This window comes from Nitratiruptor tergarcus DSM 16512 (genome assembly GCF_027946175.1).
GTDB lineage: Bacteria > Campylobacterota > Campylobacteria > Campylobacterales > Nitratiruptoraceae > Nitratiruptor > Nitratiruptor tergarcus.
Window position 1 is genome coordinate 214,227 of the sequence record NZ_AP026671.1, and the last position, 24,058, is coordinate 238,284.

At 34.8% G+C, this 24,058-nt stretch carries 25 protein-coding genes and 1 tRNA gene; 17 read left to right on the top strand and 9 right to left on the bottom strand.

All coding sequences use genetic code 11. The features are described from left to right. Nucleotides 1–44: 44 nt before the first annotated feature. The 8 genes from purD to NITER_RS01160 all read left to right on the top strand — a co-directional run bounded on the left by purD (nucleotide 45) and on the right by NITER_RS01160 (nucleotide 8,608). Nucleotides 45–1,325, top strand: coding sequence for a phosphoribosylamine--glycine ligase (purD, locus tag NITER_RS01125; protein ID WP_084276465.1), 1,281 nt, complete (start codon nucleotides 45–47; stop codon nucleotides 1,323–1,325). Then, nucleotides 1,315–3,393: an LPS-assembly protein LptD gene (locus NITER_RS01130; RefSeq protein WP_143779653.1), complete on the top strand. Its 2,079-nt coding sequence runs from the start codon at nucleotides 1,315–1,317 to the stop codon at nucleotides 3,391–3,393. Before purD ends, NITER_RS01130 begins: the two co-directional genes overlap by 11 nt. Then, complete coding sequence (locus NITER_RS01135; RefSeq protein WP_084276463.1) at nucleotides 3,394–4,860, top strand: MlaD family protein; 1,467 nt, start codon at nucleotides 3,394–3,396, stop codon at nucleotides 4,858–4,860. Continuing rightward, nucleotides 4,857–5,129, top strand: coding sequence for a J domain-containing protein (locus NITER_RS01140; protein ID WP_084276462.1), 273 nt, complete (start codon nucleotides 4,857–4,859; stop codon nucleotides 5,127–5,129). Before NITER_RS01135 ends, NITER_RS01140 begins: the two co-directional genes overlap by 4 nt. A gap of 10 nt (nucleotides 5,130–5,139) precedes the next feature. Next, nucleotides 5,140–7,344 carry a polyribonucleotide nucleotidyltransferase gene (locus tag NITER_RS01145; protein ID WP_084276461.1) on the top strand — a complete coding sequence of 735 codons (2,205 nt, stop codon included), beginning with the start codon at nucleotides 5,140–5,142 and terminating at the stop codon, nucleotides 7,342–7,344. Beyond that, nucleotides 7,337–8,059 carry a spherulation-specific family 4 protein gene (locus NITER_RS01150; protein WP_084276460.1) on the top strand — a complete coding sequence of 241 codons (723 nt, stop codon included), beginning with the start codon at nucleotides 7,337–7,339 and terminating at the stop codon, nucleotides 8,057–8,059. The genes NITER_RS01145 and NITER_RS01150 overlap by 8 nt, the downstream gene beginning before the upstream one ends. A gap of 94 nt (nucleotides 8,060–8,153) precedes the next feature. Continuing rightward, on the top strand, nucleotides 8,154–8,459 hold the full coding sequence (locus NITER_RS01155) for a F0F1 ATP synthase subunit C (RefSeq protein ID WP_084276459.1): 306 nt from the start codon (nucleotides 8,154–8,156) through the stop codon (nucleotides 8,457–8,459). A 61-nt stretch (nucleotides 8,460–8,520) separates the two neighbouring features. Further along, nucleotides 8,521–8,608, top strand: a tRNA-Leu gene (locus tag NITER_RS01160). A 261-nt stretch (nucleotides 8,609–8,869) separates the two neighbouring features. Here the strand turns inward: NITER_RS01160 and NITER_RS01165 are convergent. From NITER_RS01165 to NITER_RS01175, 3 genes are read right to left on the bottom strand one after another with little or no spacing between them, the layout of a single operon-like run. Beyond that, the gene (locus NITER_RS01165; protein WP_084276458.1) at nucleotides 8,870–9,301 is read right to left on the bottom strand and encodes a hypothetical protein; all 432 of its coding nucleotides are present in this window, start codon (nucleotides 9,299–9,301) and stop codon (nucleotides 8,870–8,872) included. Between the two features lie 49 nt (nucleotides 9,302–9,350). Continuing rightward, nucleotides 9,351–10,589, bottom strand: coding sequence for a terminase large subunit (locus tag NITER_RS01170; RefSeq protein WP_159445338.1), 1,239 nt, complete (start codon nucleotides 10,587–10,589; stop codon nucleotides 9,351–9,353). Continuing rightward, entirely contained in the window at nucleotides 10,579–10,983 is a 405-nt protein-coding gene (locus tag NITER_RS01175; protein ID WP_159445337.1) for a terminase small subunit, read from the bottom strand. The genes NITER_RS01170 and NITER_RS01175 overlap by 11 nt, the downstream gene beginning before the upstream one ends. Nucleotides 10,984–11,442: 459 nt before the next feature. On the opposite strand from NITER_RS01175, the gene NITER_RS01180 reads away from it, so the two are divergent. The 5 genes from NITER_RS01180 (at nucleotide 11,443) to NITER_RS01200 (ending at nucleotide 14,769) form a co-directional block, all read left to right on the top strand. After that, nucleotides 11,443–11,796, top strand: coding sequence for a hypothetical protein (locus NITER_RS01180; protein WP_197685339.1), 354 nt, complete (start codon nucleotides 11,443–11,445; stop codon nucleotides 11,794–11,796). Continuing rightward, nucleotides 11,763–12,254, top strand: coding sequence for a DUF932 domain-containing protein (locus tag NITER_RS01185; protein ID WP_231988970.1), 492 nt, complete (start codon nucleotides 11,763–11,765; stop codon nucleotides 12,252–12,254). The genes NITER_RS01180 and NITER_RS01185 overlap by 34 nt, the downstream gene beginning before the upstream one ends. Nucleotides 12,255–12,283: 29 nt before the next feature. Continuing rightward, nucleotides 12,284–12,859, top strand: coding sequence for a siphovirus Gp157 family protein (locus NITER_RS01190; RefSeq protein WP_084276455.1), 576 nt, complete (start codon nucleotides 12,284–12,286; stop codon nucleotides 12,857–12,859). Nucleotides 12,860–12,869: 10 nt separating this feature from the next. Then, nucleotides 12,870–13,535, top strand: coding sequence for a Rad52/Rad22 family DNA repair protein (locus NITER_RS01195; RefSeq protein ID WP_084276454.1), 666 nt, complete (start codon nucleotides 12,870–12,872; stop codon nucleotides 13,533–13,535). Nucleotides 13,536–14,193: 658 nt separating this feature from the next. Next, the gene (locus NITER_RS01200) at nucleotides 14,194–14,769 is read left to right on the top strand and encodes an FtsZ/tubulin family protein (protein ID WP_084276453.1); all 576 of its coding nucleotides are present in this window, start codon (nucleotides 14,194–14,196) and stop codon (nucleotides 14,767–14,769) included. On the opposite strand, the gene NITER_RS01205 is transcribed toward NITER_RS01200, so the two are convergent. Continuing rightward, the gene (locus NITER_RS01205) at nucleotides 14,743–15,576 is read right to left on the bottom strand and encodes an Nmad3 family putative nucleotide modification protein (protein WP_084276452.1); all 834 of its coding nucleotides are present in this window, start codon (nucleotides 15,574–15,576) and stop codon (nucleotides 14,743–14,745) included. The two genes, NITER_RS01200 and NITER_RS01205, sit on opposite strands and share 27 nt — an antisense overlap. Beyond that, complete coding sequence (locus NITER_RS01210) at nucleotides 15,576–16,412, bottom strand: Nmad2 family putative nucleotide modification protein (protein ID WP_084276451.1); 837 nt, start codon at nucleotides 16,410–16,412, stop codon at nucleotides 15,576–15,578. The genes NITER_RS01205 and NITER_RS01210 overlap by 1 nt, the downstream gene beginning before the upstream one ends. An 87-nt stretch (nucleotides 16,413–16,499) precedes the next feature. Here NITER_RS01210 and NITER_RS01215 point away from each other — a divergent pair, with 87 nt between their 5' ends. Together NITER_RS01215 and NITER_RS01220 are read left to right on the top strand one after the other, a co-directional pair. After that, entirely contained in the window at nucleotides 16,500–17,189 is a 690-nt protein-coding gene (locus NITER_RS01215) for a hypothetical protein (RefSeq protein WP_084276450.1), read from the top strand. A gap of 13 nt (nucleotides 17,190–17,202) precedes the next feature. Beyond that, nucleotides 17,203–17,589 (top strand): hypothetical protein, encoded by a 387-nt coding sequence (locus NITER_RS01220; RefSeq protein ID WP_084276449.1) that lies wholly within the window; start codon nucleotides 17,203–17,205, stop codon nucleotides 17,587–17,589. A 2-nt stretch (nucleotides 17,590–17,591) separates the two neighbouring features. Here the strand turns inward: NITER_RS01220 and NITER_RS01225 are convergent, their stop codons facing one another. The 4 genes from NITER_RS01225 to NITER_RS01240 are packed head-to-tail and all read right to left on the bottom strand — an operon-like array spanning nucleotide 17,592 to nucleotide 21,872. Beyond that, the gene (locus NITER_RS01225; protein ID WP_084276448.1) at nucleotides 17,592–18,284 is read right to left on the bottom strand and encodes a hypothetical protein; all 693 of its coding nucleotides are present in this window, start codon (nucleotides 18,282–18,284) and stop codon (nucleotides 17,592–17,594) included. Between the two features lie 16 nt (nucleotides 18,285–18,300). After that, a complete protein-coding gene (locus NITER_RS01230) occupies nucleotides 18,301–19,218 on the bottom strand; it encodes a hypothetical protein (RefSeq protein ID WP_143779652.1) in 918 nt (305 codons plus the stop codon). A 12-nt stretch (nucleotides 19,219–19,230) separates the two neighbouring features. Next, on the bottom strand, nucleotides 19,231–19,761 hold the full coding sequence (locus NITER_RS01235) for a DNA-processing protein DprA (RefSeq protein WP_084276446.1): 531 nt from the start codon (nucleotides 19,759–19,761) through the stop codon (nucleotides 19,231–19,233). A gap of 11 nt (nucleotides 19,762–19,772) precedes the next feature. Then, on the bottom strand, nucleotides 19,773–21,872 hold the full coding sequence (locus tag NITER_RS01240) for an AAA family ATPase (protein WP_084276445.1): 2,100 nt from the start codon (nucleotides 21,870–21,872) through the stop codon (nucleotides 19,773–19,775). 170 nt (nucleotides 21,873–22,042) lie between these two features. Between NITER_RS01240 and NITER_RS01245 the strand changes: the two genes are divergently transcribed. Together NITER_RS01245 and NITER_RS01250 are read left to right on the top strand one after the other, a co-directional pair. Continuing rightward, entirely contained in the window at nucleotides 22,043–23,017 is a 975-nt protein-coding gene (locus NITER_RS01245; protein ID WP_084276444.1) for a virulence RhuM family protein/type II toxin-antitoxin system death-on-curing family toxin, read from the top strand. 58 nt (nucleotides 23,018–23,075) lie between these two features. Further along, on the top strand, nucleotides 23,076–23,903 hold the full coding sequence (locus tag NITER_RS01250; RefSeq protein ID WP_084276443.1) for an SIR2 family NAD-dependent protein deacylase: 828 nt from the start codon (nucleotides 23,076–23,078) through the stop codon (nucleotides 23,901–23,903). The last annotated feature ends 155 nt before the right edge of the window (nucleotides 23,904–24,058 follow it).

Sequence of the window (24,058 nt, forward strand, 5' to 3'; positions counted from 1 at the left end):
CTTTTTGTTTATACCCACAACTCTTCAATAAAGGTATCAAAAATATGAAAGTCATGGTTGTAGGCAGTGGTGGCCGCGAATATGCAATAGGGTTAGCACTCAAAAAAGATAAAAATGTAGAAGAGATTTTTTTTGCTCCTGGAAATGGTGCCACCCTTGAACTTGGAGAAAATGTAGAGATAAGTGATTTTGAAGAATTGGCAAAATTCGCCGGGCAAAGAGGTATTGATTTAACTGTTGTAGGCCCTGAAGCACCATTGGTTGAAGGCATTGTAGATATCTTTAGAAAATATGGATTAAAAATTTTTGGCCCTACCCAAAAGGCTGCGCTTTTGGAAGGATCCAAAATTTATATGAAAAATTTTTTGAAAAAATATAATATTCCAACTGCACGCTATATCGAAACATCTATTATGGAAGAGGCTGCAGCGTTTATAGATGAGCTTACTCCTCCTATTGTAGTAAAAGCAGATGGATTGTGCGCTGGCAAGGGAGTTATTATTGCACAGAGCAAAGAAGAGGCAAAAGAAGCAGCTGCAAGTATGCTCAGTGGTGAAGCTTTCGGGCCTGCAGGGGAGAGAGTTATAGTTGAGGAGTATCTCGATGGGTATGAGTTGAGCATATTTGCTGTATGTGATGGAAAAAACTACAAAATACTTCCAGCAGCCCAAGATCATAAAAGACTTTTAGATGGAGATAAGGGGCCAAATACTGGCGGTATGGGAGCGTATGCACCAACGCCACTTATTGATGAAGAGCTCTATAAAAAGATTGAAGAGAGGATAATAGCACCTACCATTGAAGGAATGGCACAAGAGGGTGTCCCTTATGAAGGGGTGCTTTTTGCAGGACTCATGATAGTTGGTGGAGAGCCTTATGTACTTGAATATAATGTGCGCTTTGGAGATCCTGAGTGTGAAGTATTGATGCCACTTCTCAAAACTCCTGCAAGTGAGCTTTTTTATAAAGCTGCTACAAAACAGCTTGACTCATTAGATATTGAGTTTTATGATAAATATGCTGTAGGTGTGGTAATGGCAAGTGAAAACTATCCTTATGGCAAGAGTAAACCGAGTGAGATTATCATTGATGAAATAGTACACAAAGAACTTGCAGAGCGTGCCCATATCTGTTTTGCAGGAGTGAGTCTGATTGAAGGTAAACTCTATGCAACAGGTGGAAGAGTTTTGGTCTGTGTTGGAATTGGTGATAGTATCAAAGAAGCAAGAGATTATGCATATATGCTAACGGGACAGGTACATTTTGCAGGGAAAAAATTTAGAACAGATATCGCCTATCAAGCTTTGCAAGTAAATGAGTCCTAAATATTTCTCTCTCTTTTGTCTCTGTGTGGCACTTCTTGCAAAAGAGGTGCCTGTTAGAATCTACAGTTATGAAGTAGAAGCACAGCAAAATCAAGTAGTAGCAAAAAAACGTGTGGTAGTGGAATATAAGAGCTATCACATAGAAGCAGATAGAGCCGAGTACGATAAAAAACTTCAAATTGTTAAATTTTATGGCGACATCACTATACTTGATGATGCAAAATATAGTGCAGTAAGTGACTTTGCTATTCTTGATCTTATTCATGATAAAGTTTTGATAAAACCCTTTTTTTTTGATGAGTTTGGATCTAATACATGGATTGGTGGAACGAGCGCAAAGGCAAACCCTCAAAAGATTGAATTAAAAAATGCTTTTCTCTCTAGTTGTGATGTACGATGCAGTGACTGGAAACTGGGATTTGCTAAAGGAGTACTTGATCGCAAAAAGCATTGGATAGATCTCTATCATATACAATTTTTTGCTAAAGATATCCCTCTTTTATATGTTCCTTATATCGGATTTTCTACCCTCAAGCAGCGCCATACCGGGCTTTTGCGTCCAAATCTCGGGATTTCTCAAGATGAAGGCTTTATATATCTACAGCCATTTTATATTGCTGAGCAAAACTGGTGGGATTTGGAAATTACTCCCCAAATTCGTACTAAAAGAGGGCAAGGAGTTTATTCAACATTTCGCTTTGTCGATTCGCCAGATTCATTTGGAAAAATCACAACAGGAGTTTTTTACGAAAAGGAGAGTTATCAGCAAAGAGAAAAGATAAAAAACCGAAAGCATTATGGACTTGATATATTCTATCAGCATGAAAATATCTTTACACCAAAAGAGAATATCTATAAAAACGATGGCCTTTATAGTGATATTCATAGCTATAATGATGTTGATTACTATAATCTGCAAAAACACAAAGAAATTGAGGGGGTAGAGTCTCAAATCACTTCAAGGCTCAATTATGTCTTTAGCTTTAATAAGCACTATTTTGGTATGTATATGAAATATTTCAAAGATAACCGCAAAACTCATAATGCTAATACTCTGCAACTTGTACCTTCGTTGCAGTATCATAAATATCGTACACAGTTTTTCAATCGTCACTTCTCTTATGATGTGGATATCAAGCTCAATCACTTTTATCGTGAAGAGGGACTAAATGCTCTTGAATATCGACTCAATATCCCTGTACGTTTTACTACCACTTTTTTTGATGACTTTCTAGGATTTTCTATAAGTGAAAATCTTTTTGCCAATTATGCTGATTACAATTTTGTTAACAAACATCTTAATAAAAAATGGAAAAATAACTATATCTATCGCAATCAACACCAAATATCTTTCTATAGCGATCTTTTTAAAAATTATAAAGATTTTTTTCATATACTCCATCTTGATACAACCTTCTACATCCCTAGTTTTGAAAAGATACGAGGAGATCAAGCGCCTTTTATTAATATTGGTAATAATGCGAAAAAAGTGGTTTTAAGTCTGAGTGAATATTTTTACGATAAAACTGGAGAAGAGATGTTGTATCATAGACTCGTACAGCCAATTAATTATGATGAACAAGATAAACTCGATGATCTTGAAAACGAAATAGGAGTGAAATTTGATAATGGATTGGCTTTTAATACTGATATCTTCTATTCTCACAACCGTTCTATATTGAGTGAAGCTGTGACTACAGCCAGTTACAAAGATGATTTACAAGAGCTGTTCTTATCGCACTTTTACAAAAATAGAGTAAAAGGTGAAAGAGATTCTCATTTCATACGGTTTATAGGTAGTCGTAATTTATCAAAAAAATATAAACTATTTGCTACAATAGATTACGATTTAAAAGATGGCACATCACGCAATTGGAGTATTGGCTGGGGGATGCGAAAAAAGTGTTGGAGTTATGAGATAAGTTATAAAGAGGAGGTATTGCCAACTCTCACAAGAGAGGGTAGTAGATCGTATGAAAACAATACAATCTATTTTCGGTTGGAGTTTTATCCGCTGGGTGGTTTTTCTAAATCTATCATTGATACAGTGAGCGAAAGGGCATTATAATTGAAAATTGAAGCAAAAGTTGGGCTTTTTGTTGCTATAGGATTAGTGTTTTTATTTTTACTGACTACACAAGTAAATAAATTTTCCAATTTAGGTAAAAAAGGGTATGAAATTTATGCATTGCTTGATGATGCAAGTGGATTAGAGAAAAATGCGAAAGTAAAAATCAAGGGTGTAGATGTTGGATTTGTTAAAGATCTTGGACTTGAGGGCGCAAAAGTCAAAGCCTTACTTTTTATTTTTGAAGGTGTAAAAATTCCTCAAGACTCTATAATTGTTTTACAGCAGCAAAGTCTCTTGGGAACAAAATATTTAGCAATAGAGCCTGGAAGTTCAACAGAGTATGTGCAAAAAGGTCAAACGCTCCAAAGGCAAAAAGAGTTTGTATCTTTTGATCAAACTTCTACTACTATTAACGATGCAGCTAAAGAGTTCAAGAGCTTTATAGCAGAGTTACGCAAATCGATCGCTGGCGCAAGTGGGGAAGATCTCAAAAAAAGTATAGAGAATTTGCAAGAAATCACGCAAAACCTCAAAGAACTTATTAAAAAAAATCACGATAATATAAGTGCAAGTATAGAGAATATTAAAAAAATGGGTGAGGAGTTGGCTGCTGCTGGTAAGAAGTTTGGAAACATGAGTGATAAATTTGCCTACACTGCAGATAGCATCAATAAAGATCTTCCAAAAATATTGCAGCGTGTAGATGAAATCACACTCTATCTACGAGATAGTGGAAAGGATCTTAAAGATAAACTCCCTATACTTATGGACAGATTTGCCACAATTGAAGAAGATCTGCAAGATATCCTCAAAAACAATAAACAACCGCTCTCTCGTGCAATAAAATCTGCAGATAACTTTTTTAGTAGTGGAAGTAGCTCTTTTAAAAAGCTTGACAATTACCTTGCAGCTATAGGAAAGAGCCAAATAGATGTAAATTTTAACAGTTTCTATATGATTGATGATAATTACAATAAAAACAGTTTCAGTGTGAGTTATATTCCGACACCTAATAAATACTATATTTTAGGAATTGTATCAATGGATGATTATTCGCAAAAAGATAAAAACGGAAATTTCATTCCTCCAAAGAAGCATGAAGATGCAGCCTATTATGTGAATGCAGAGTATGCGAGAAGATATGCAAATTTGCGTTTTCGTTTAGGACTGATAGAAAATACCGGAGGAGTAGGACTAGATTACTATCTTTTTAATGATAAGGGAGAGGCTTCGGTTGATCTTTACGATTTTAATGCCGTAAATGACGTAAGAGGAGATGAACCCCATCTAACACTGCGTTATCGCCATAGATTTCTCAAGCATTTAGATGCCTATATTGGTGCAGATAATATTTTGAATGATAAATGTCGTAACTTTTTTGTAGGCATGGGGCTCGATTTTGTGGATGAAGACATGAAGTATCTTTTAGGAACAGTTAGTGGGGCAGGATCGTTTATCAAATGAGACGAGATCCTGTGACACTTATCCATGAAGCTTTAGAGACATTGGGGCTTCCTCCAATGGTTTCTTATAAAGAGATAAAAGAGCGTTATCGAGAACTGAGCAAGCGCTATCATCCTGATAGAGGAGATGAGAGCGAAAAAATGGCGCAAATTAACCATGCATATGAGATACTTAAAAACTATATTGAAAATTATAAATTTAGTTTTTCCCAAGAGGAGATTTTAAAACAGTTTCCTTTTGAAGAGTATGTAAATAAATTTAGATTCTGAAAGGATATGGATGAAGTGCAGATTTGAGTTTGAAATGGATAATCTCAAAGAGATTTATGAAATAGGAGAAGTGGCACGCCAAGCCAATGGTGCAGTGCTGCTACGCAGTGGTAAAACTGTTATGCTTGCAACTGTGGTATTAGATGAAGAGCCTGTAGAGGAAGACTTTTTGCCACTGACTGTGCAATATATTGAAAAAAGCTATGCAGCAGGGAAGATTCCAGGAGGATTTGTCAAAAGAGAGCAAAAACCAGGTGACTTTGAAACACTTACAGCAAGAGTCGTAGATAGGGCACTCCGCCCCCTCTTTCCAAAAGGCTTTTTATATCCTGTAGTAATTACTGTTATGGTACTGAGTGCAGATAAAGAGAGTGATTTACAAGTTTTAGCACTGAAAGCTGCTAGTGCTGCTCTATATGTTTCAGATATACCTATTCGTCAAGCAGTAAGTGGAATACGCGTTGCTAAAATAGATGAAGAAGTGGTATTTAATCCAACTTTAGAGCAACTCAAAGAGAGTACACTTGATCTTTATCTTGCAGGAACGAAAGATGATCTTCTTATGATCGAAATGGCTTCTTTGGGAACATATAGAACAGAAGTGGTACCTACTACGCCAGTAGATCCATTCATGGATCCGACGCTAGCTGAAGAGGTTATTATGATAAAAGAGCCCAATGAAGTTGATGAAGAGGAGCTTGTAAAACTCATTGAAGAGGGTAAAAAACTTCTTAACCGTGAGTGTGAGGAGTATGAGAAATATTTCATTGAATCTGCTAAACCGATGCGAGAACTTCCTCTAGCATCTGAGACGATTGATGAAAATATTTGGATCTATATTGATGAGATCTATAAAGAGGATATAAAAGATGCAGTAACTGCTATGGCAAAAAGTGAGCGCAATCAATTGCTTCGTGATATTGCGAAAAAAATTGCTGAAGATGATGTAGCCAAAGAGCAGGGATGGGAATTTGAGATCATCTATAAAGTAGTAGAAAAGTATAAAAGAAAAATCGTACGCGAAATGATCCTCAATGAAAGAAAAAGAGCTGATGGAAGAGGGCTCAAAGATGTAAGACCTATCGATATCAAAACAAATATTCTCCCAGCAGCCCATGGATCATGCCTCTTTACACGCGGTGAGACGCAGGCACTAGTGGTGTGTACTATTGGAGAAAAAACCGATGCACAAATGTTTGAAAACCTTACGAGCAGTGGTCCAGAGTATGAGCATTTTATGGTGCACTATAACTTTCCTCCATTTAGTGTAGGTGAGGCGAAACCAATTGGTGCTCCTGGACGTAGAGAACTTGGACATGGAAATTTAGCAAGACGAGCGTTAGAGCCTGTAGTAGATGTACCAGAAGAGAAAACGTACAGACTTGTATCAGAGATTTTAGAATCAAATGGATCCTCATCTATGGCAACAGTATGCGGTGGTGCTCTTGCTCTGCGTGCAGCAAATATTGAGCTTGCGGATCTCGTGGCTGGAGTTGCAATGGGACTTGTTGTCGAAGATGAGCGCTACGCGATCCTTACAGATATTATGGGGCTAGAAGATCATGATGGAGATATGGATTTTAAAGTTGCAGGAACACACAAAGGCGTAACTGCTATGCAGATGGATATTAAGCTAGGTGGAATTAAGCCCGAAATATTAAAAGAGGCTTTAGGTCAGGCTAAAGAGGCAAGGCTCCATATTCTAGAAATCATGAAAAAAGCTGAAAATGAGATAGAGATCAATGAAGAGAATTTACCAACAACTGAGACGATTTTTGTCCATCCGAGTAAAGTAGCAGAGATTATTGGGCAAGCAGGAAAAACTATCAAAGAGATCATCGAAAAATTTGAGGTAACCGTCGATATCGATAGAGAGAAAGGAAAAGTGCGGGTTACCGGAAAAAGCAAGCCAAAAGTTGTAGCTGCGTGTGAACATATTGAAAATATTACTAGTAAACCTACCCCTGAGCCTGTGAAATTTACTTCTGGAGAAATTCTCAAAGGAAGAGTCAAACGTACTACATCCTTTGGAGCATTCGTAGAGCTTCCAGGTGGTGTTGATGGATTGCTACATATCTCCAAACTCTCTTCTGGTCGTGTTGAAAGAGTAGAAGATGTAGTTGAGAGTGGAGACGAAGTAGAAGTAGAGGTACTTAGCCAAAAAGGGCATAAAATAGAGCTTGCTTTGAAGCAAGTTATCAAGAAAAATGGGTAAAATTTTTTTCTTCTTGCTTCTGAGCATGACTCTTTTTGCTGCAGAGGGGCTTCTTATTCCCTTCTATCACTATCCTCTGCTTGAAAATGATAAAGAGATTGATAAACTTCTCACATATAAAAGAAAATATCCTCAAATAGAGTTTTTTGTCATTGTTAATCCAGCTAATGGAGATTTCAGATCTGAACAGTACAACTTTGCTTCTATGATCGATAGATTACATGAAGCAAATATTACTATCTTGGGTTATGTATACACAAAATATGCTGCGAGGAATCCCGAAGATGTTAAAAAGCGTATAGATGCATGGGAAAAGTTTTATAAAAAATGGGGTGTAGAGGGTATTTTTTTTGATGAAGTAAATAGTAGTAATAAAGCTTTTGTATATTACCGAGATCTGTGCACTTATGCACGCAAAAAATTTCCTCTCATTGTGCTCAATCCAGGTACGACTATTGCACGCCAATATGAAAAGATAGCTGATATTATTGTGGTGCATGAATCAAATGTATTACCTATGGAAAAAGATGATATCAATAAAAGTGCATTACTACTCTATGATATACAAGAGTTTAACATTACGCAACCTTTACTGCAGAGATTTCGTTATATTTATATTACTGATCACAATGGTAGTAATCCTTGGGAGAGACTTTCTTTACATATGGATAAGCTTTTGCAAGTTTTAGAGGAAAAAAAGCGGCTTTTTCAATAACATTTAAATTTCTTTTTTGTACAATTTCACTGCAAAGTGACAAGTAGGGACACGCAAGCCGAACGGACTTTGCAAAATATATTAGGAGGATTTTATGAAAAAGTTGATGCTTTTGTTGGTTGCATTCGTAGGTTTCGCTTTTGCAGGTGAAGGTGAAAGCATGATTCAAGCTTACAGTGTACTTGCTGCTGGTGTTGGTCTTGGTATTGCTGCAGCTGGTGGTGGTATCGGTATGGGACATACTGCAGCTGCTACAATTGCTGGAACTGCTAGAAACCCAGGACTTGGTGGTAAGCTAATGACTACAATGTTCATTGCTCTAGCGATGATCGAAGCGCAAGTTATCTATACACTTGTTATTGCTCTTATTGCTCTTTACGCAAATCCTTTCTTGGGATAAAAAACTTCCAAAGGCTCTTGCCTTTGGATAACTTTTTTGCTACAATTTCATCACTTCAAACGCGGCAGTGGCGGAACTGGTAGACGCGCAAGGTTGAGGGCCTTGTGGGAGTTAATCCCGTGGAGGTTCGAGTCCTCTCTGCCGCACCACGGAATTTCCTATAATCCACATAAAATCGGACTTTAAGGAAACTTCAGATTATTTTGTACCGCATTATGTACCGCAAAAAATCATCAACGTAGATAGACTTACAGTAAGTTTTTAGCTATCCATTTCTTAGCAGATTTTTCTATCTTATCAATTATTTCAGACCAGGGAAGTTAATATACAGACTTTGCAAAAACAAGTGACCAAAGGCAAACGAAAAACAATGATAGGTAAAAAGCTGTATTATTGGAAGAGGAGACAGTTTATACCTTCCAAAACTGCTTTCCAGTTCCATCCCATTTCATATTGTTTTTGGCATAGAATGAACGCACAGCTTTTAGTAAAAAAGTTGCATACCATACAAGATACACCATATCTTTTGCATTGACAATGTTATATTTTATAGCATTAAGTACTTCTAAATCATTTTCATCCAGAGGTAGGTTGTTTGCAAGTACCTGTTGCCACAACTCAGCCAGTTCAATTGCCAGAGGTTTGACCTTGGCAAAGTATTCGTCGTGATAGGATCTGTTTTTAGGCGAGATGATATAGTCTGCATTGTAATAGTCGTATGGTGCCTGGTTGCAGTTATGATACAGGCGATAGAGCTCTTCAAAAACCATCGTTACCATAAGCGAGATTTTATTACAATATTCAGTGTGTTTTGTTTGTGACAAATCTTTTATTTGAATCATTTTTTTCTCCTTTTTTGATTTAAAATATTTTGAACAACCAACTGCCAACCTACCAGAAAAAACTATCTTTATAATTAAGACCAATCATCGCATCAATAAACTTGGCTGCCAGATATCCACCCTCATACGTAAATACGGCATAGCGCAGCGCGTCAATGAGATGATCGTTGTTTTTGGCAGGCTTGTCGGTGAGCTGTTCATTCCTGTCCACTTGCCAGGTATAGGTTGAGAGTTCATCCTGCAACTGATACAAATCGTCAAACACAAGCAGTTTTTTGCTTCTGAACATTGCATCGAGCATACTGATTCCTGCAAGGACGTCTTTTTTGGCTACACTCATAGGCAGTCCCCGACGCTTCAGTGTTTCCAGTGCATCTTTTCCTGCAGGATCGGCATAGATGGTTCCGTATCCTTTTTTCAGTACCGCTTCCAGATCATCAATATTTGTTTGGCTCTTTTTCCATTCGCCAACCACATAGACAGTATCGTTGTTGTTAGGGTCAAGCGCCAGCTGTACAACGGCATTGGGGTTGTTGAAACCAAAATCCAGACCTCTGAAATAGATACAGTTTGGCGGAAGCTGGAATCTTGGTATATAGGTGACTTCTTCAAAAATGAGTCCTGCCGGTTTGGTAAATTTTGCCTCGAAAAACATCTCATATTTCCATTTGGGAAGCATAGTCCTGGCTCTTTCTATTTCACTGAGCGGATAAAAAGGATTGTCTGAAGATTGCGGGTTGACAACAAATATATTGCTGTCTCCCTCAAGCCAGGCATCATATACTTCACTTTTGAGCCAGTGGTTGCTGCCGTAGGGAGTGGAGAGAATCAGGAGCTGCCCGCTGTGGAATGCCAGCCTCTGCAGTGCTGTATCAAACACAGGCTTTGCCATAAGACCGGCTTCATCCATTACTATTAGCGAAGCATGGATTCCCTGCATACTCTCATAGCTTTCGGCACTGATAAGATAAATGACTCCATAGGAGAATGTGATGGTCATCTCACTTTTGTTGAGCGTATATGGAATACCAAGTTCGTCGAATCTTTGTCTGATATATTTCAATGGGTTTCGTAAAAGCATTTTGTGAGTGGGAGCAAGAACGATAATTTCCATTGGTGTACCGGAACTTCCAAAGTGTTCCAGTGCCTTGTAGAAGATTGCAATAGGCAGCAAAAATGTTTTCCCGCATCCCGTACCCCCTATGAGTGCAGTGATTTTCTGCTTTGCCTGCAAAAATCGAACCTGGTAGTCGATGAGTTTGTATTCGATTACAGGCTTATGACTCATTGTTCTCTTTTTTTCTGCTTGGTATTTCATTGAAAACTATAGTGACAGGGACGGATTCTGTTGCTTCATTTGCTTCCTCCAGTCCCAGTTTTCGATCCAGTGCGTTGAATCTGAAAATCTCCTTGACTGCAGCCAGTCTCGCTCTGTCATCATACCCCTCAAGGATCTCTTCTAGTACTGCCATTGAACGCATTGCCAGTCTGGTAAACCTTTCATTGAAAAAAGCCTTTTCAAGCTCCTCGATACGCTGGGAAACAGTTTCATTACCAAGAAGAGCATACGCTTTTTTTTCTGCATAACTTTTGGAATAGCCGGCTTTCAATGCAGAAGCCTTCGCATCACGGGTAGCAACATAATTGATACAGAATGCCTCCTGTTTTTTTGTAAGACCCATCGAAAACCTTCCAATTTCTATCCATTTTCTTCGATTATAGCATCGCAGTATCCAAAAACAAAGAGTAGAAAACAGAGTAACGGGGATGCAGAGTGATAATTTTTTCAAAAAACTGGTCATATATCTATGAGGGAATGTTTATGTCCGATTTCCTCAGTTTTTCATACTGTAATCGGCAAATGCCATTATGGTATGTAAATTTAAATATTCCAAAGGAGGTACCATGCCATGGATAGATATTCTTGTAGCAGTCGGCACAATACTTTTGACTGTAGCCAAAGAGCTCAAAAAATAGTTGATGATCCAAAATCATCCTGTCTTGAAAGATTGTTGCTGTGGCTGAAACAGTTTGTGAAACACAGTCCTGCCAACAACATCTCTTTTCAACCTGCCAATCCAACAGTTTCTTAGTCATCCGCTAATTTTCCACATTCAACATATCACTACAAAGGATCACCTATGTCAGCACTGCATCCGTTAACAAATGAGGAATTGATGGAGTACGCCCCATCTCTGTTCACCAATCAGCCTTACCATAAGGCAAGCAACAAATACCATTTCATCCCAACGATTGAGGTCATTAATGAACTAAGAGCCCACAAATGGCATCCTGTCAATGTACAGGAAGCTGGTGTGAGAAATATTGAAAAAATAGGTTATCAAAGGCATCTTGTTCGGTTCCGCCATCTCGATGACCTTATCAATCCCCAAAAAATGCAGTTGAGCTTTTACTGTTTAACTCACACGACAGAACAACGGCATTCAGTATCAGCGCAGGCATCTACCGCTTTGCCTGCGCCAACGGTCTGGTAATAGCCAACAGTGTGTTTAAAAGCTATAAAATCAGACACATCGGATACAAAGAGAGTAATGTTCTTGCAGCTTTGGAGAATATCGCATCCTTCAAACCAACGCTGCAAAAAAAGATCAGTTTATTTGAATCCATCAGACTTTCTGCTGATGAAAAGCTTGCATTTGCCAATGCTGCAATACCTCTGAGGTTTAATGAGCATATAGAGGTCAATACCGATGATATTGTAAGACCCAGAAGAGAAGAGGATCAAAAAGATGATCTTTACACAGTTTTTAATGTTATTCAGGAAAACCTGCTTCGGGGAAATCTAAAAGTAACAAACAAAAATAGTGGCAAAAGTTACAGAAGCAGACAGATTCGATCTATCTTGAAAGATATTCAAATCAATCAGGCTCTTTGGAATATTGCGGAACAAATTGCTAAATCACAATCAAACCATCTTGCTATTGCTGCATAACCAAACAAAAAAACCATAAGGAGTCCATTATGAAAACAACCAACTACAGACTGCAAACTGAAATTGAGCATCTCACTTCACCATCGAAAAAAGAGTGGTTCAAGAACTATCTCAAAGAGATTTTGGAATCAGACAAGCCATACTATGTCAAATGCGACTACATTGCACTGTCCTTCTTGGAGCTGGACAACAAAATAGCCTATTTAAGCAGTGAGATAAAAATTCTTACTGAACTGAAGAAAAAGCTGCAGCAGGCTAAAACATTGGGACTGGAAATTGCAGCTGAAATACTGCAAGAGTATGGCATAGATAAAATTGAAGGCACTGCCATCTCATCCTTTACCATTACGCCACCAAGAAAAAATATAAAAACTGATATACGCATCAAAGATCCCCAAAAAGTGATGGAGCTTGGCTATGTCAAATTTGATGTGGACAAAAAAGCAATAGAAAAAGCCCTGCAATTTCCAGAACTCTTTGAAGAGCTGGAACCATATGTAGATGTTGAATACATAGAAGAAGATGTGCCTGCAAGGCTGAAAATCAACAAAAAACGAAACAGTGTCAATTCTGCCGATACGGTGGAGATAATTAATGCTGCCTAAGGAGATACCAATGTTTACAGACAAACAGATTCAACTATTAAAATACAATCTTGATGGAAAACGGGTTAAAACCAGAAAGCAAGGAAATATTATCTTAAGCTATCTGGAAGGGCACGATATTATCGATACTGCAAACTTCATCTTAGGATTTGGAAACTGGAGCTACAAAGTTACCGCATTAGATCAAGTCAGCGAAGAGACCAATCAAAACGGCAATATAGTAATCGGATATCGGGCTATTGTGAAAGTGACCGTTTACAACATATACCGAAAAGCAAGTGTTACAAGAGAAGATGTGGGCTTTGGAACAGGTGTTGCAAAAGAGTATGCCATGGCGCATGAAGGAGCAGGCAAGGAGGCAGTGACAGATGCTTTGAAAAGAGCCTTCAGAACCTTTGGCAACCAGTTTGGCAATGCCCTCTATGACAAAGAACAGAAGAATGTGGATCACAGCCAGCAATCCATCAAATCACAACATACTGATTCTAACAATCAGACACAACAAGACCCCTATGTAAAACTCAAACAGCTGGGACTCGGTGTAGAAGAAAGAGACGGCGAGCTTATCGTTACAGGATCAACATATGGAAAGCAGCAATATATCAAACCGTTGGGCTTTCGATGGGATGCGAGTAGAAAAGTGTGGTATCAGCCGATACAGAAGCAGGTGGCGTGAGAAGGAAAATTTGAATGGCTTTTTATATCCCTCCTGGAAGGGAGGGTATAAATATTTTTGAAATAAAGCACGTCAATATGACAAGTATTGGATTTAAATTCACACTCTTTTAATTGTAAATTGAATTTCTTTTGTGAAAGATTTTAAATTATTCTAGTATAATACCAAAATTATTTTATTCTATTGAAATGATTGTCCCTGTCTCTTGATATTAATTATTTCTGTGATTGACTTTAAAATATTTATAATAGCCAATATCAACAAGGTCATCCTATCCCTTCCATTTTATCATGTTATTAATTGAAATTTTTCCATTAAATGATTTGTAATTTTTTTCTTTTAAATAACCAAAAAACTATCTTTGAGTTCTCTTTTCCTTTTACGCATCTATCTTTTTTACTTCGTTACTCTTTTTTAATCGAAATAGCTTTCTTTTAATAATCTCTATATCTCCTTGAAAGGAGAATCTATTTAACATAGTTTGACAAATTTTTATTTATTTTATTGAATTCATTTAACATTTTTCTGTGATAAAATGTCCTTTATTTTGAAATGTTTTTATTTTTACATAATGTGGTATTCATTAGAATAATTTAAATAAGTTGCGATTTTTGAAATAGAAGTAATAAGTTGAGGATAAATTGCAGAAGGATATGCAATGAATAAAAAATGTTGTATTATAGGAATTGGTGGTGGTGGATGTAAAATGTTAGAACTACTTGCAGAATCAGATTTGTTATGTACATTAATAGCAGTAAATAATGAAAAAGGAACATTAAATTTTCTTGATAGTTGTATAACTAATAAAATTTATGTGAATAAAGATCAAGAAGCGCTCAAGGGATATCTTGAAAATCCATATAATGAAGAAAATATTTTAGATGAAAATATCAAGAACAACCTTTACGAATTGACAAAAGATTGTAATGAGATTGCCATTGTTATGACAGGAGGTGGAGTAACAGGTGGTACAATTGCACCTATTATTGCAAAATATTTGAAATCTTTATCAAAAACAGTTGTTGCATTTACAACACTTCCTTTTACATTTGAAGGAAAAAAACGGGAAAAGATTGCAAGAAAAACTATAGAAAATTTAGAAGAGATATGTGATCAAATTGAAGTTATTGATAATAATAAAATTTTAAAATCTTTAAATAAAAACGATAATATGGATGACTTGAATGTAAAATTATCAAATATAATTTTAAGAAAAATTAAAAATATATTCTAATATTTTCCCTTTTTCTGATGTAGAATCTAAATCTAATACAAACTCTTGACCTATATATGGAGCTTTAATGTTAACAAAATCATTATTGGCAATAAAATTTTTTACATATGTAAAAGCTTGCGGCTGATTGAAAAAACTTGGTAATTTCCAATAACTTCTTCCTTTATAATTTTCTATATCGCTAAGTAGTGTATAATTGTTATATTTTAATCTTTTAAAATTTTTTGAAATAAAGATGATATTGGGATTTTTCCTAGTAATTTCAATATGGGGATGTTTCGCTAAGAAAGGGTATATTTGCAATATCTTATTGGTATTATCATTATTAATATGCAAAACCTTTCCAACTTCCATATATCCCCATATAACATGCAAATCTTTTGCATCCTTTTTATATTGCCATTTATTATCTATTTTTTCGACTTCTTTAAACCATCCATAAAAGAGAAAAATGTCACCTTCTTGAACTTTTTGATTTATAAGATGCGATGCTGAAGCACCTTCTTGTCCAAAGGCTATTCCATTAAATTGATCATTTTCAAAAATCATAGGATCGAAATGGCATTTAAATTTATCTGAAAAATAATCGCAATCATGTTTTTTCCCAGATCGGATTTTTTTATTAGTCAAATCATTTAAAATTCTTTGAATAGGCTCTCCCTCATAGGTAAATTTCAAATCTTTGTAAGAAATCGATGTTTTTTTATCAGGTATAGGCACAGAAAATAGTGTTCCATCAGGAAAAATAGGACTTGCATAGCCACCATGAGATGAATCAAATCCCTTTCTACTGAAAATAATTTTCATCATGAACCCCTACAAGAAAATCGTTTTTCTTTCATTTCATTATTTGCATTCTTTGATATTTTATTGGATAGTTCACTTTTGCAAGATGATTTCTTTTCATCTATTTCGTCATTACAGCCATTATCGATACAACAATTTATCGGCTTGCCGTGAACGCCATATCCATATTTTTTTATTCGATCATCTATAAATTCTTTCAATTCTTTATATCTTTTATCGTTTGGACGGCAATATTTAAATCCTCGACTTTTAGGTGCACATTCTAATAGTTCTTGTGGAAATTTAACACCTTTGTTTCCAAAATATAGAAATTTTTTTGATATGAATACTCTATCTCCTTTTAAATCTTGCAATATGACTCCATATTTTTTTATTTTTTCTTCGTCTTTCAAATATTCATAAAGTTTGTCTTCATCAAAAAAAACATCTTCATCAGGCAAATCTCTTAAGCGTCTTGGTTCGTGTTCATGCCCCCTTATCCATTTCCACTTATTATTTTCTTTATAATAGTTGTTGTCTCCATTTTGTTCTTTCCAATTGCCATCTTTTTTGAATTTTTTAGCTTGAAACCTTGGATCTCTAAAATATTGGTCTAAACTCAAACATTCATCTATTTTGGCTGCATAAATTAGTAATTGTTCTATATCAGGATTGCAACCTTTCGCAATTCTTTTCTTTGCTAATTCTTTGCTTTCTATACCTATTATCCATTCACCAGGGTGCAAATTTGCTCTTCTATGATTAGGTGTGCAAGCAGCAACAGTTAAATAGCCCCAAAAAGGATTAGGAGTAAAACCGCCATCATAAGTCATTCTATAAATGAGATATCTTTCCATACTATACCTTCAAAATTTATAGCTATTAATTTGTACTTAAATATTTTTACTTAAAATATAATAAAAGTATATAAAAGAGGTATGGATATGAATCTAATACAAACAATTTTTGGCCAAACAAATATATCAAATCAAGGTTTTCCCGTAAACAAGAATACAATACATAAATTTCAAAAATATTGGAATATAGAAGAAGAATTTGAAAATATCAAAAAAGAGATAAGAAAAGAGGTGATGAAGGCTTTGATTAAAAAATTAAAGCAACACTATGATGTAATTTATGCCGAAGAGTTTTTAAGCGGAGAAAAATTGCAACCTCTCTTTATTTCTTATGATAAATATCTTGAAAATCTAAATGTAGATTATGCAATAGAATCTGATAAACCAAATTTTTTGAAGTTGAGGCTTGGAATCAGAGCAGATTTTTGTGATGAAAAAAAACCAATGGATAAGATTATTCAAATAACGAAGAATAAAGAGTATCAAAAGCAAGTCATTCATAAATTTTATCCAAATTTTGAAAGTGCAGAAGATTTGATAAATAAGATAAAAAGGGAAGCGAAAATCTATTTTGGCGAGAATATAGATGAAAAACCATGTTGGCTGGTAACCGGACATTTTAAGTCTTACTATGGTGACAACAGTCAAAAAGAGTTCTATTTGGAAATTTTAGAAAAAGGATTTGAAGAAGTAGCTAATGTATATCTTGAAGAGATTAAGGATTTTATCATGAAAACAGTCAATCCTTTTTCAGTGTTGAATGAAATAGAAGATTAAAAGGATAGTTGCAATGACTGTTTTGATGGTCAGCAGGTATTTTAATGATCATCCAAAAGTGTTGGATTTATTTAAAAAAGAGATTATTGCTTTTATTGACCAGTATAATGGAAACAATGTAATCCGAATGGGAAATATTTTGACAGGTAATATCAGAAAGTTTCTAGAGGAAAATGGCTATGAAATAGATGTTATATCCATGCCACGTAGAGGCAAAGGATTGTACAACAAAAATATAAAAATGATCAAAGAAGCCACTAAAGTGCTTGCAATACAGTATGAAAATAGTCCCAATATTCAAAAGTTTATCAATTATGCCAAGCAGTTACAAAAACCTATCGAAATCCTCCATCTACAAAAGTTAGATATTGATAAAAAACTTGGTAGCAGTAGGAAATAAGGCTAAGAAAGCCCTTTAAATTTCTTGAACGAAACAAGAATTGGATTCATCTCATCCTTGAAAAGTTTGATATAATCATCAGAAAGTCCGATTGTTCCAGAAGGATGAGGAAATGCAGCTATATCGCAATTTTCAAAACTTTGAAAGCCTATTTTGAATCGCTTTCCTGGAAAATCTTTTTGAATAAATTTTAAAGGTTTTGTTTCTTTACCCATAATTTTTTCAAACTCATTTTTTATATCGGGATTATTTAATACTTTTATCATTTCAGCTCCCAAAAATATTATCAATCTTGGTTTGAACTCACGAACGTGAGCCAAGAAATTATCTTTGCAATTAAGCAATTTATGATATCTATTGCCATTGAAAGCGTGATTCTGACTATCACACCAGTTGGTTTGCAAAATAGTCTTTTCAAATTCTCCATTATCTCTTTTTAATGGATGACCCCATAATCCAAACCATTTGATGATTCTTTCATCATATTGATAATAATGTTTTAGTGAGTATTTTTTATAAAGATTGACTTTGTTTGAAAATGTGGAAGGCTCTTTTTGAAAATCTATCGGATTGATTTTTCCGTTTTTATATGCTTCCTGTTCCTCTTTTGAAAATCCCCATTCATACCCACACAACATGATACCTTTTTTGTCGTTATACCCTTTGAATATTGAATTACCTACATTCCATTGCATCTTTTATCTCCTTTAATTACAATTTAAAAAACTTCTGATCATCTATTGTTATCTCACTCCAGAATGAAAGCTCTGTAGTTATGATTCTCAATCCGAAAAACTCTATCAAATGCCAAAAAAGTCGGCAAACTTCCATATTATTTAACTCTCTTAAATGATATAAAACACCATCTTCAAACATCTCTTCTGTATAAAAGAGTTCTAAAATTTGCTCATATCCTAATATTGTATCAAAAACTTTCACTTTTATCTCAATATTGTAATCACTTATTTTTTTACTTTTGATTTCTCTCAAAGACTCTTTTACTCGCTTTCCTAAATCCTCTTCTATTTTTCTAAAAATCTTGTCTTTCTTCTTTGCAATTGGTATGAGGCTCAATCTATACTCATTATATGTTTTCCAAAACTCCTCTATGCTCAAATTTTTGCCATCTTTTTGCAGTTCTAAATCTTTTGTTAATGTTACTCCAAGCTCGGTAATAGTAAATGGTAAAAGCTCTGGCTCTTTCAAAAACTCTTTTTCTTGGTTTCTTACTTTTTCAAAATCAATGATCCAATGTTTGGCATAAGGATCCATAAATATGAACTCATCATCACGATCTCTTAAAAAATATTCACAAAACTTCTCACCAAACTTTTCAACAATATTTTTAGGAATAGTAAATTTGCTATAATCCCACCGTAAAGATCTAAAAAGTTTTTCTACTTCATATAAGCTTTCTTTTGAAAATCTGAATCTCAAATAGTCATATAACTCATCCACTTTTTGCGTTTCTATTTCTATAAATTTATTATTTTCCTTCTTGAAAGGAACTATTTCAAGATCGGGATGACCCGAATAGAGTATCCAAAGATAATAGATTCCTTCTTCATCTACAAAAACACGAGTCATTTGAGAATTATTACGATTTATATTACAAATTCTTAAACTCATTCCTATATTCCACTATTTGGTTATGAGATCTAAAATATTTCCATAATACTTCCCTGCCTCTTTTGCCCGTTTTATCGTATCCATAGTGCCAGATGAATTGTATTTCATATAAGAAATTACGATATCCACCATATCAACCATATATTGATTGCGGGCAAAAAAAGAAGATCCAATGTTTTTGTATCTCTTTGAAATCTCTTCATATCCAGCACTCTTTTTCGCATATTCCAAAATTTCATCATAGCGGATGGCACTCTCTTTTCGTGCTTTGTGCCAATAGATTTTATGGGGAATTGCTGCAAAAAGAGCCAAGCCATTATTCATGGCATAGAGCGCAAATATCTCATCCACGCCCCTTGCCATTCCCGAAATAAGAACAACTTCATTTTTATCAACGGACAAGTCTTGGAAAATTCTATTCATCATCGAATCGATTTCTCCATAGACTTTATTGAATATATCTTCATCATACTTTCTGTAATCGATTAGCTTTTTGCCGTTTGCTTTTTCTATGTTTACATGTCCGGTGATCGCTATTTTCATGGACTCTCCTTTTATGAAGCGACAAATCCCATTTTTATATTTGAAGAAACGTTTTTCATCATTACTTCTTCTTGAAGCCGTTTTGCGAAATCTTCGGCATCTTTAATTGGATGGAATCTGTTTTGTCTCAAAACTGCTGCAAAATCTCCAGGGGTAAGATTTCTTAGTGATGCAACTATACAAAGAATGTCGTTGTCCGGACTTTTCAAATCCAGTATTTGACACAATTCTATGAACATAGTTTTTGCCTGATTCAGTCTCATGTAATCAAAATGCAGCTTCAAATCAAATCTTCTAAGACTGGCCTGATCGAGATTTTCCATCAAGTTTGTCGTAGCGATAAATATGCCTTCAAATGCTTCCATTTGTGTAAGCAGTTCATTTACCTGTGTCACTTCCCAGCTTCTATGTGCCTGGTGACGATCTTGTAAAAGCCCATCGATTTCATCAAATATCAAAACAGCATCATCTTTTTCGGCTTCTTGAAATGCATTGGCAATATTTTTTTCCGTGCCTCCGACCCACATACTGAGCAGATCGCTTCCTTTTTTTACAATGAAGGGTCTATCAAGTCTGTTTGCCAACCATTTTCCAAATGCACTCTTACCTGTTCCGGGAGGTCCATAGAGACAAATTCTGGCATTTGGGTTCTCAGCTATTCCTTGTGCGATATGTTCAAGATCTATAGTTGTATTTATATACGCCGGATTGTATGAAAAAGAGATTAAATTTTTTAGCTTGGACAGTGGTTTATGACCTTGGGCTTCAAGCATAGAAGATATGATGAAATGAGCTTCTTTGTCAGCACGCTTTTTTTGATTTGTTATCAAATCCAATACATTGGAAGCCTTTGAAATTGTTGCCGGAGCAATATTTTCATGTTCACTGATAATGTTAATAGTCTGTTTGGATACATATTTTCCAAGAAATTGTTCAGCAATGGCTTTTCGTTTGGATCGTGGGGGAACTGGCATATGAATTACAAGATCAAAACGTCTTATGATGGCTGGATCTATTATATCGATAGAATTGGAAATCCAAACTGTAGGAACTCTATTTTTTTCTAAAATATGGTTTATCCATCCTTTGTTTTCCTGTGTAGGACGTTTGCCTAGAAAAGCTGAGGCTAAATGGATGTCATCAAACACATCTTCAATTTCATCAAATAAAAGCATCACTGATTTTTGACCAAAGAGATATTGGGCAACTTTATAGGCTGCTATTCTTTCTTTTCCATTAATTGGCTCATCTCTCTTATCAGCATAGCTTACTTCAAAAAGTTCAACATTAAGTATTTTTGCTAAAAATTTGGCAAGTTCGGTTTTCCCAGTCCCTGGTTTACCGTAGATCAAAATGTTTGTTCCTATTCTTTTTTGTTTTATGGATGAAGAAAGGAAATCACGGAGAACTTGAATCTCATGAGAAATATGAGAAAAATCATTGTATGTCAATGTGACCGATGAGACTCTTCTGATCGCATCTTTAAATAAATCATACACATCATCATTTTCATAATCTACCATAATATCAACAAATGTACTTGAGAATGGATCCAAGTATTCATATAGCTCAGAACTTCTGTATCGAATTGTTATCAAGCCAGATAGAGAGAGTGTAGAATTTGGTGATAAAGCTTTCTTTATAGATTTTTCGCTAAGTTCTAACAATAAAGAGAGGATTTTTAAATTACTTCTTTCTTGATTTATTTTTTCCTCTAGAACAAATAAGGCGTTTTGTATTTCTGAACTATAATCCATTATTATCGCAAATTTCAATATTTCTTGCTCTGTATCTGTGAGATCAATAGTTTTATAAAGAGATGCAACATTTTTTTCCAAATTGGATGGATATGGAGATCGTGTAGTTTCAATAATCTCATGACATACTTTTTGTATACGTTCAATCACAAATTGTGGATTTTTTTCTGATTCATCTTTCAAGTCTTTCATTCCAAGAACAGATGCTAATTTTGGACGTCGAAAAAAACCAAGCGTAACATACGGTTCTATAAGATCTAATTGATATAATATATTTGCTACCCAATAGCGGATTGAGGCTATTTTTTCTTGTTCCAATGTATTTTCTTTTTCCTCTTTTATCAATGCCGCCATTGTTGCACCTCCTTGTTAAGTTCCATCGTAGTTTGACATAGAATGGCGACAACATTTTGTCGTGATAAATACTATAATCATATCAGGGAATTTGTGGAGATTGACCAAACTGCATACACTATATAAGCAGGATATAATAAGTAAATTGTGAAATATAAAAGGGTAAAAAAATGGAAAATAAGCTTATTATTTTTGAAGATAAAGATAAGAGAATTGAAGTTCAATTAAAAGAAGAGACATTATGGCTCGATGCACATAAGTTAGCCCAACTTTTTGATGTTGATAGAACAGTGATTGTAAAACACATTAGAAATATCTACAAAGATGGAGAACTTGACGAAAATACAACCTGTGCAAAAATTGCACAGGTTGCCGCGGATGGTAGAAAAAGAAAAATGAATCTATATAATCTAGATGTAATAATCGCCGTTGGTTACCGGGTAAACTCTAAAAAAGCAACAAAATTTAGAATATGGGCTACAAATGTTTTGAAAAATTACCTTGTTAAAGGGTACGCAATAAATGAAAAGAAACTTACTAAAGAAAAATTGAAAGAGCTCGAAAATGCTATAAAGTTTATAAAAGACAATATCAATACCCCTTCTTTGACAGCCTCCGAGGCAAAAGGAATGCTTGAAATTATTGAAAAATACGCTTTGGTTTGGAAATGGATAGAAGAGTATGACACAGGAAAAATAGAGGTAAAAATTACAAGAGAGGATAGAAAAAAAATAAGTTATGAAGAAGCAAAGGAGGTAATTGCAGAACTTAAAAACTATCTCATTGAACATAACGAAGCATCAGATATATTTGGAGTAGAAAGAGACAGAGGACTATTTGAGAGCGCATTAAATACTATCTATCAAAGTTTTGAAGGCAGAGAGCTTTATCCGTCATTTGAAGAAAAAGCGGCAAACTTGCTTTATTTGATTATTAAAAACCATCCCTTTGTAGATGGCAATAAACGAATAGGAGCTTTGCTCTTTTTAAAATTTTTATATGAAAATCTATCCAAAGAGGAACTGTTTCAAAAATTTAACAGCAATACTTTAACTGCTCTATGTTATCTCGTAGCAGCAAGTCCGGCCGAGCAAAAAGAGCAACTTATAAAACTTATTATGAATTTCATAGTATTTGAAGGATAAAAAAAGAAAAAGACTTAAAAAATTATCGTTAGGTGAATGATAAAGCAAAGAGAATAAGATGAAAACTGCACAAGAAATAGTAAAAGAATCGGATGTAATAATTATAACTGCTGGTGCTGGAATGGGGGTAGATAGTGGCTTGCCTGATTTTAGAGGTAATGAAGGTATGTGGAAAGCGTATCCTCTTCTTGGTAAAAAAAGAATATCGTTTAAAAAAATAGCAAATCCAAACGCTTTTAAATACAAACCTGAACTTGCTTGGGGATTTTACGGACATAGATATGACCTTTATAAAAACACGAAACCTCATATCGGATTTAATGCTTTGTTGGAGCTTGTAAAAACAAAAGAAGATTATTTTGTAGTTACATCAAATGTTGATGGACATTTTCAAAAGGCTGGATTTGATGATAAAAAAATTTATGAAATTCACGGAAGAATTAGAGTATTTCAATGCACCGTATGTAACAATATTTGGATACCATCACCAGATTTAAAATTTGATGTAAATCCTGAAACTTTAGAAATTAAAACAGAGATTCCAAGGTGTTCAAGTTGTGGAGAGATTGCAAGACCAAATATAATGATGTTTAATGATTATTCATTTAATTCAAGTATTAATTATCAACAAAAGAAGCGATATGATTCTTTTATGAGAAAATATTATAATAGTGATACAAAAATAGCTATACTTGAATTTGGAGCAGGAACAGCTTTGCCAACCATCAGAATAATGGGAGAAGAGATGCAAGAAAAAATATCAAATGCCACATTAATTAGAATAAATCCAAGAGAAGCCAAAGGACCAAAAGGAACAATTTCTATTGCCAAAGGTGCACTTGAAGCTATTTTTGAGGATATTTTTTATAATGATATTAAGGTTTAAGAAAAATTTACTGTGAAATTTTTTGTTAACAATATCTGGTATGGCTCTATTTATAGCTCCAAATAGTTTATCTAATTTTCCTTCGCTTATGTTTTATTAGTTTATACTTCCCCCCCCAACTGCACAGGATATAATACATAAAGAGTAAGAAACAA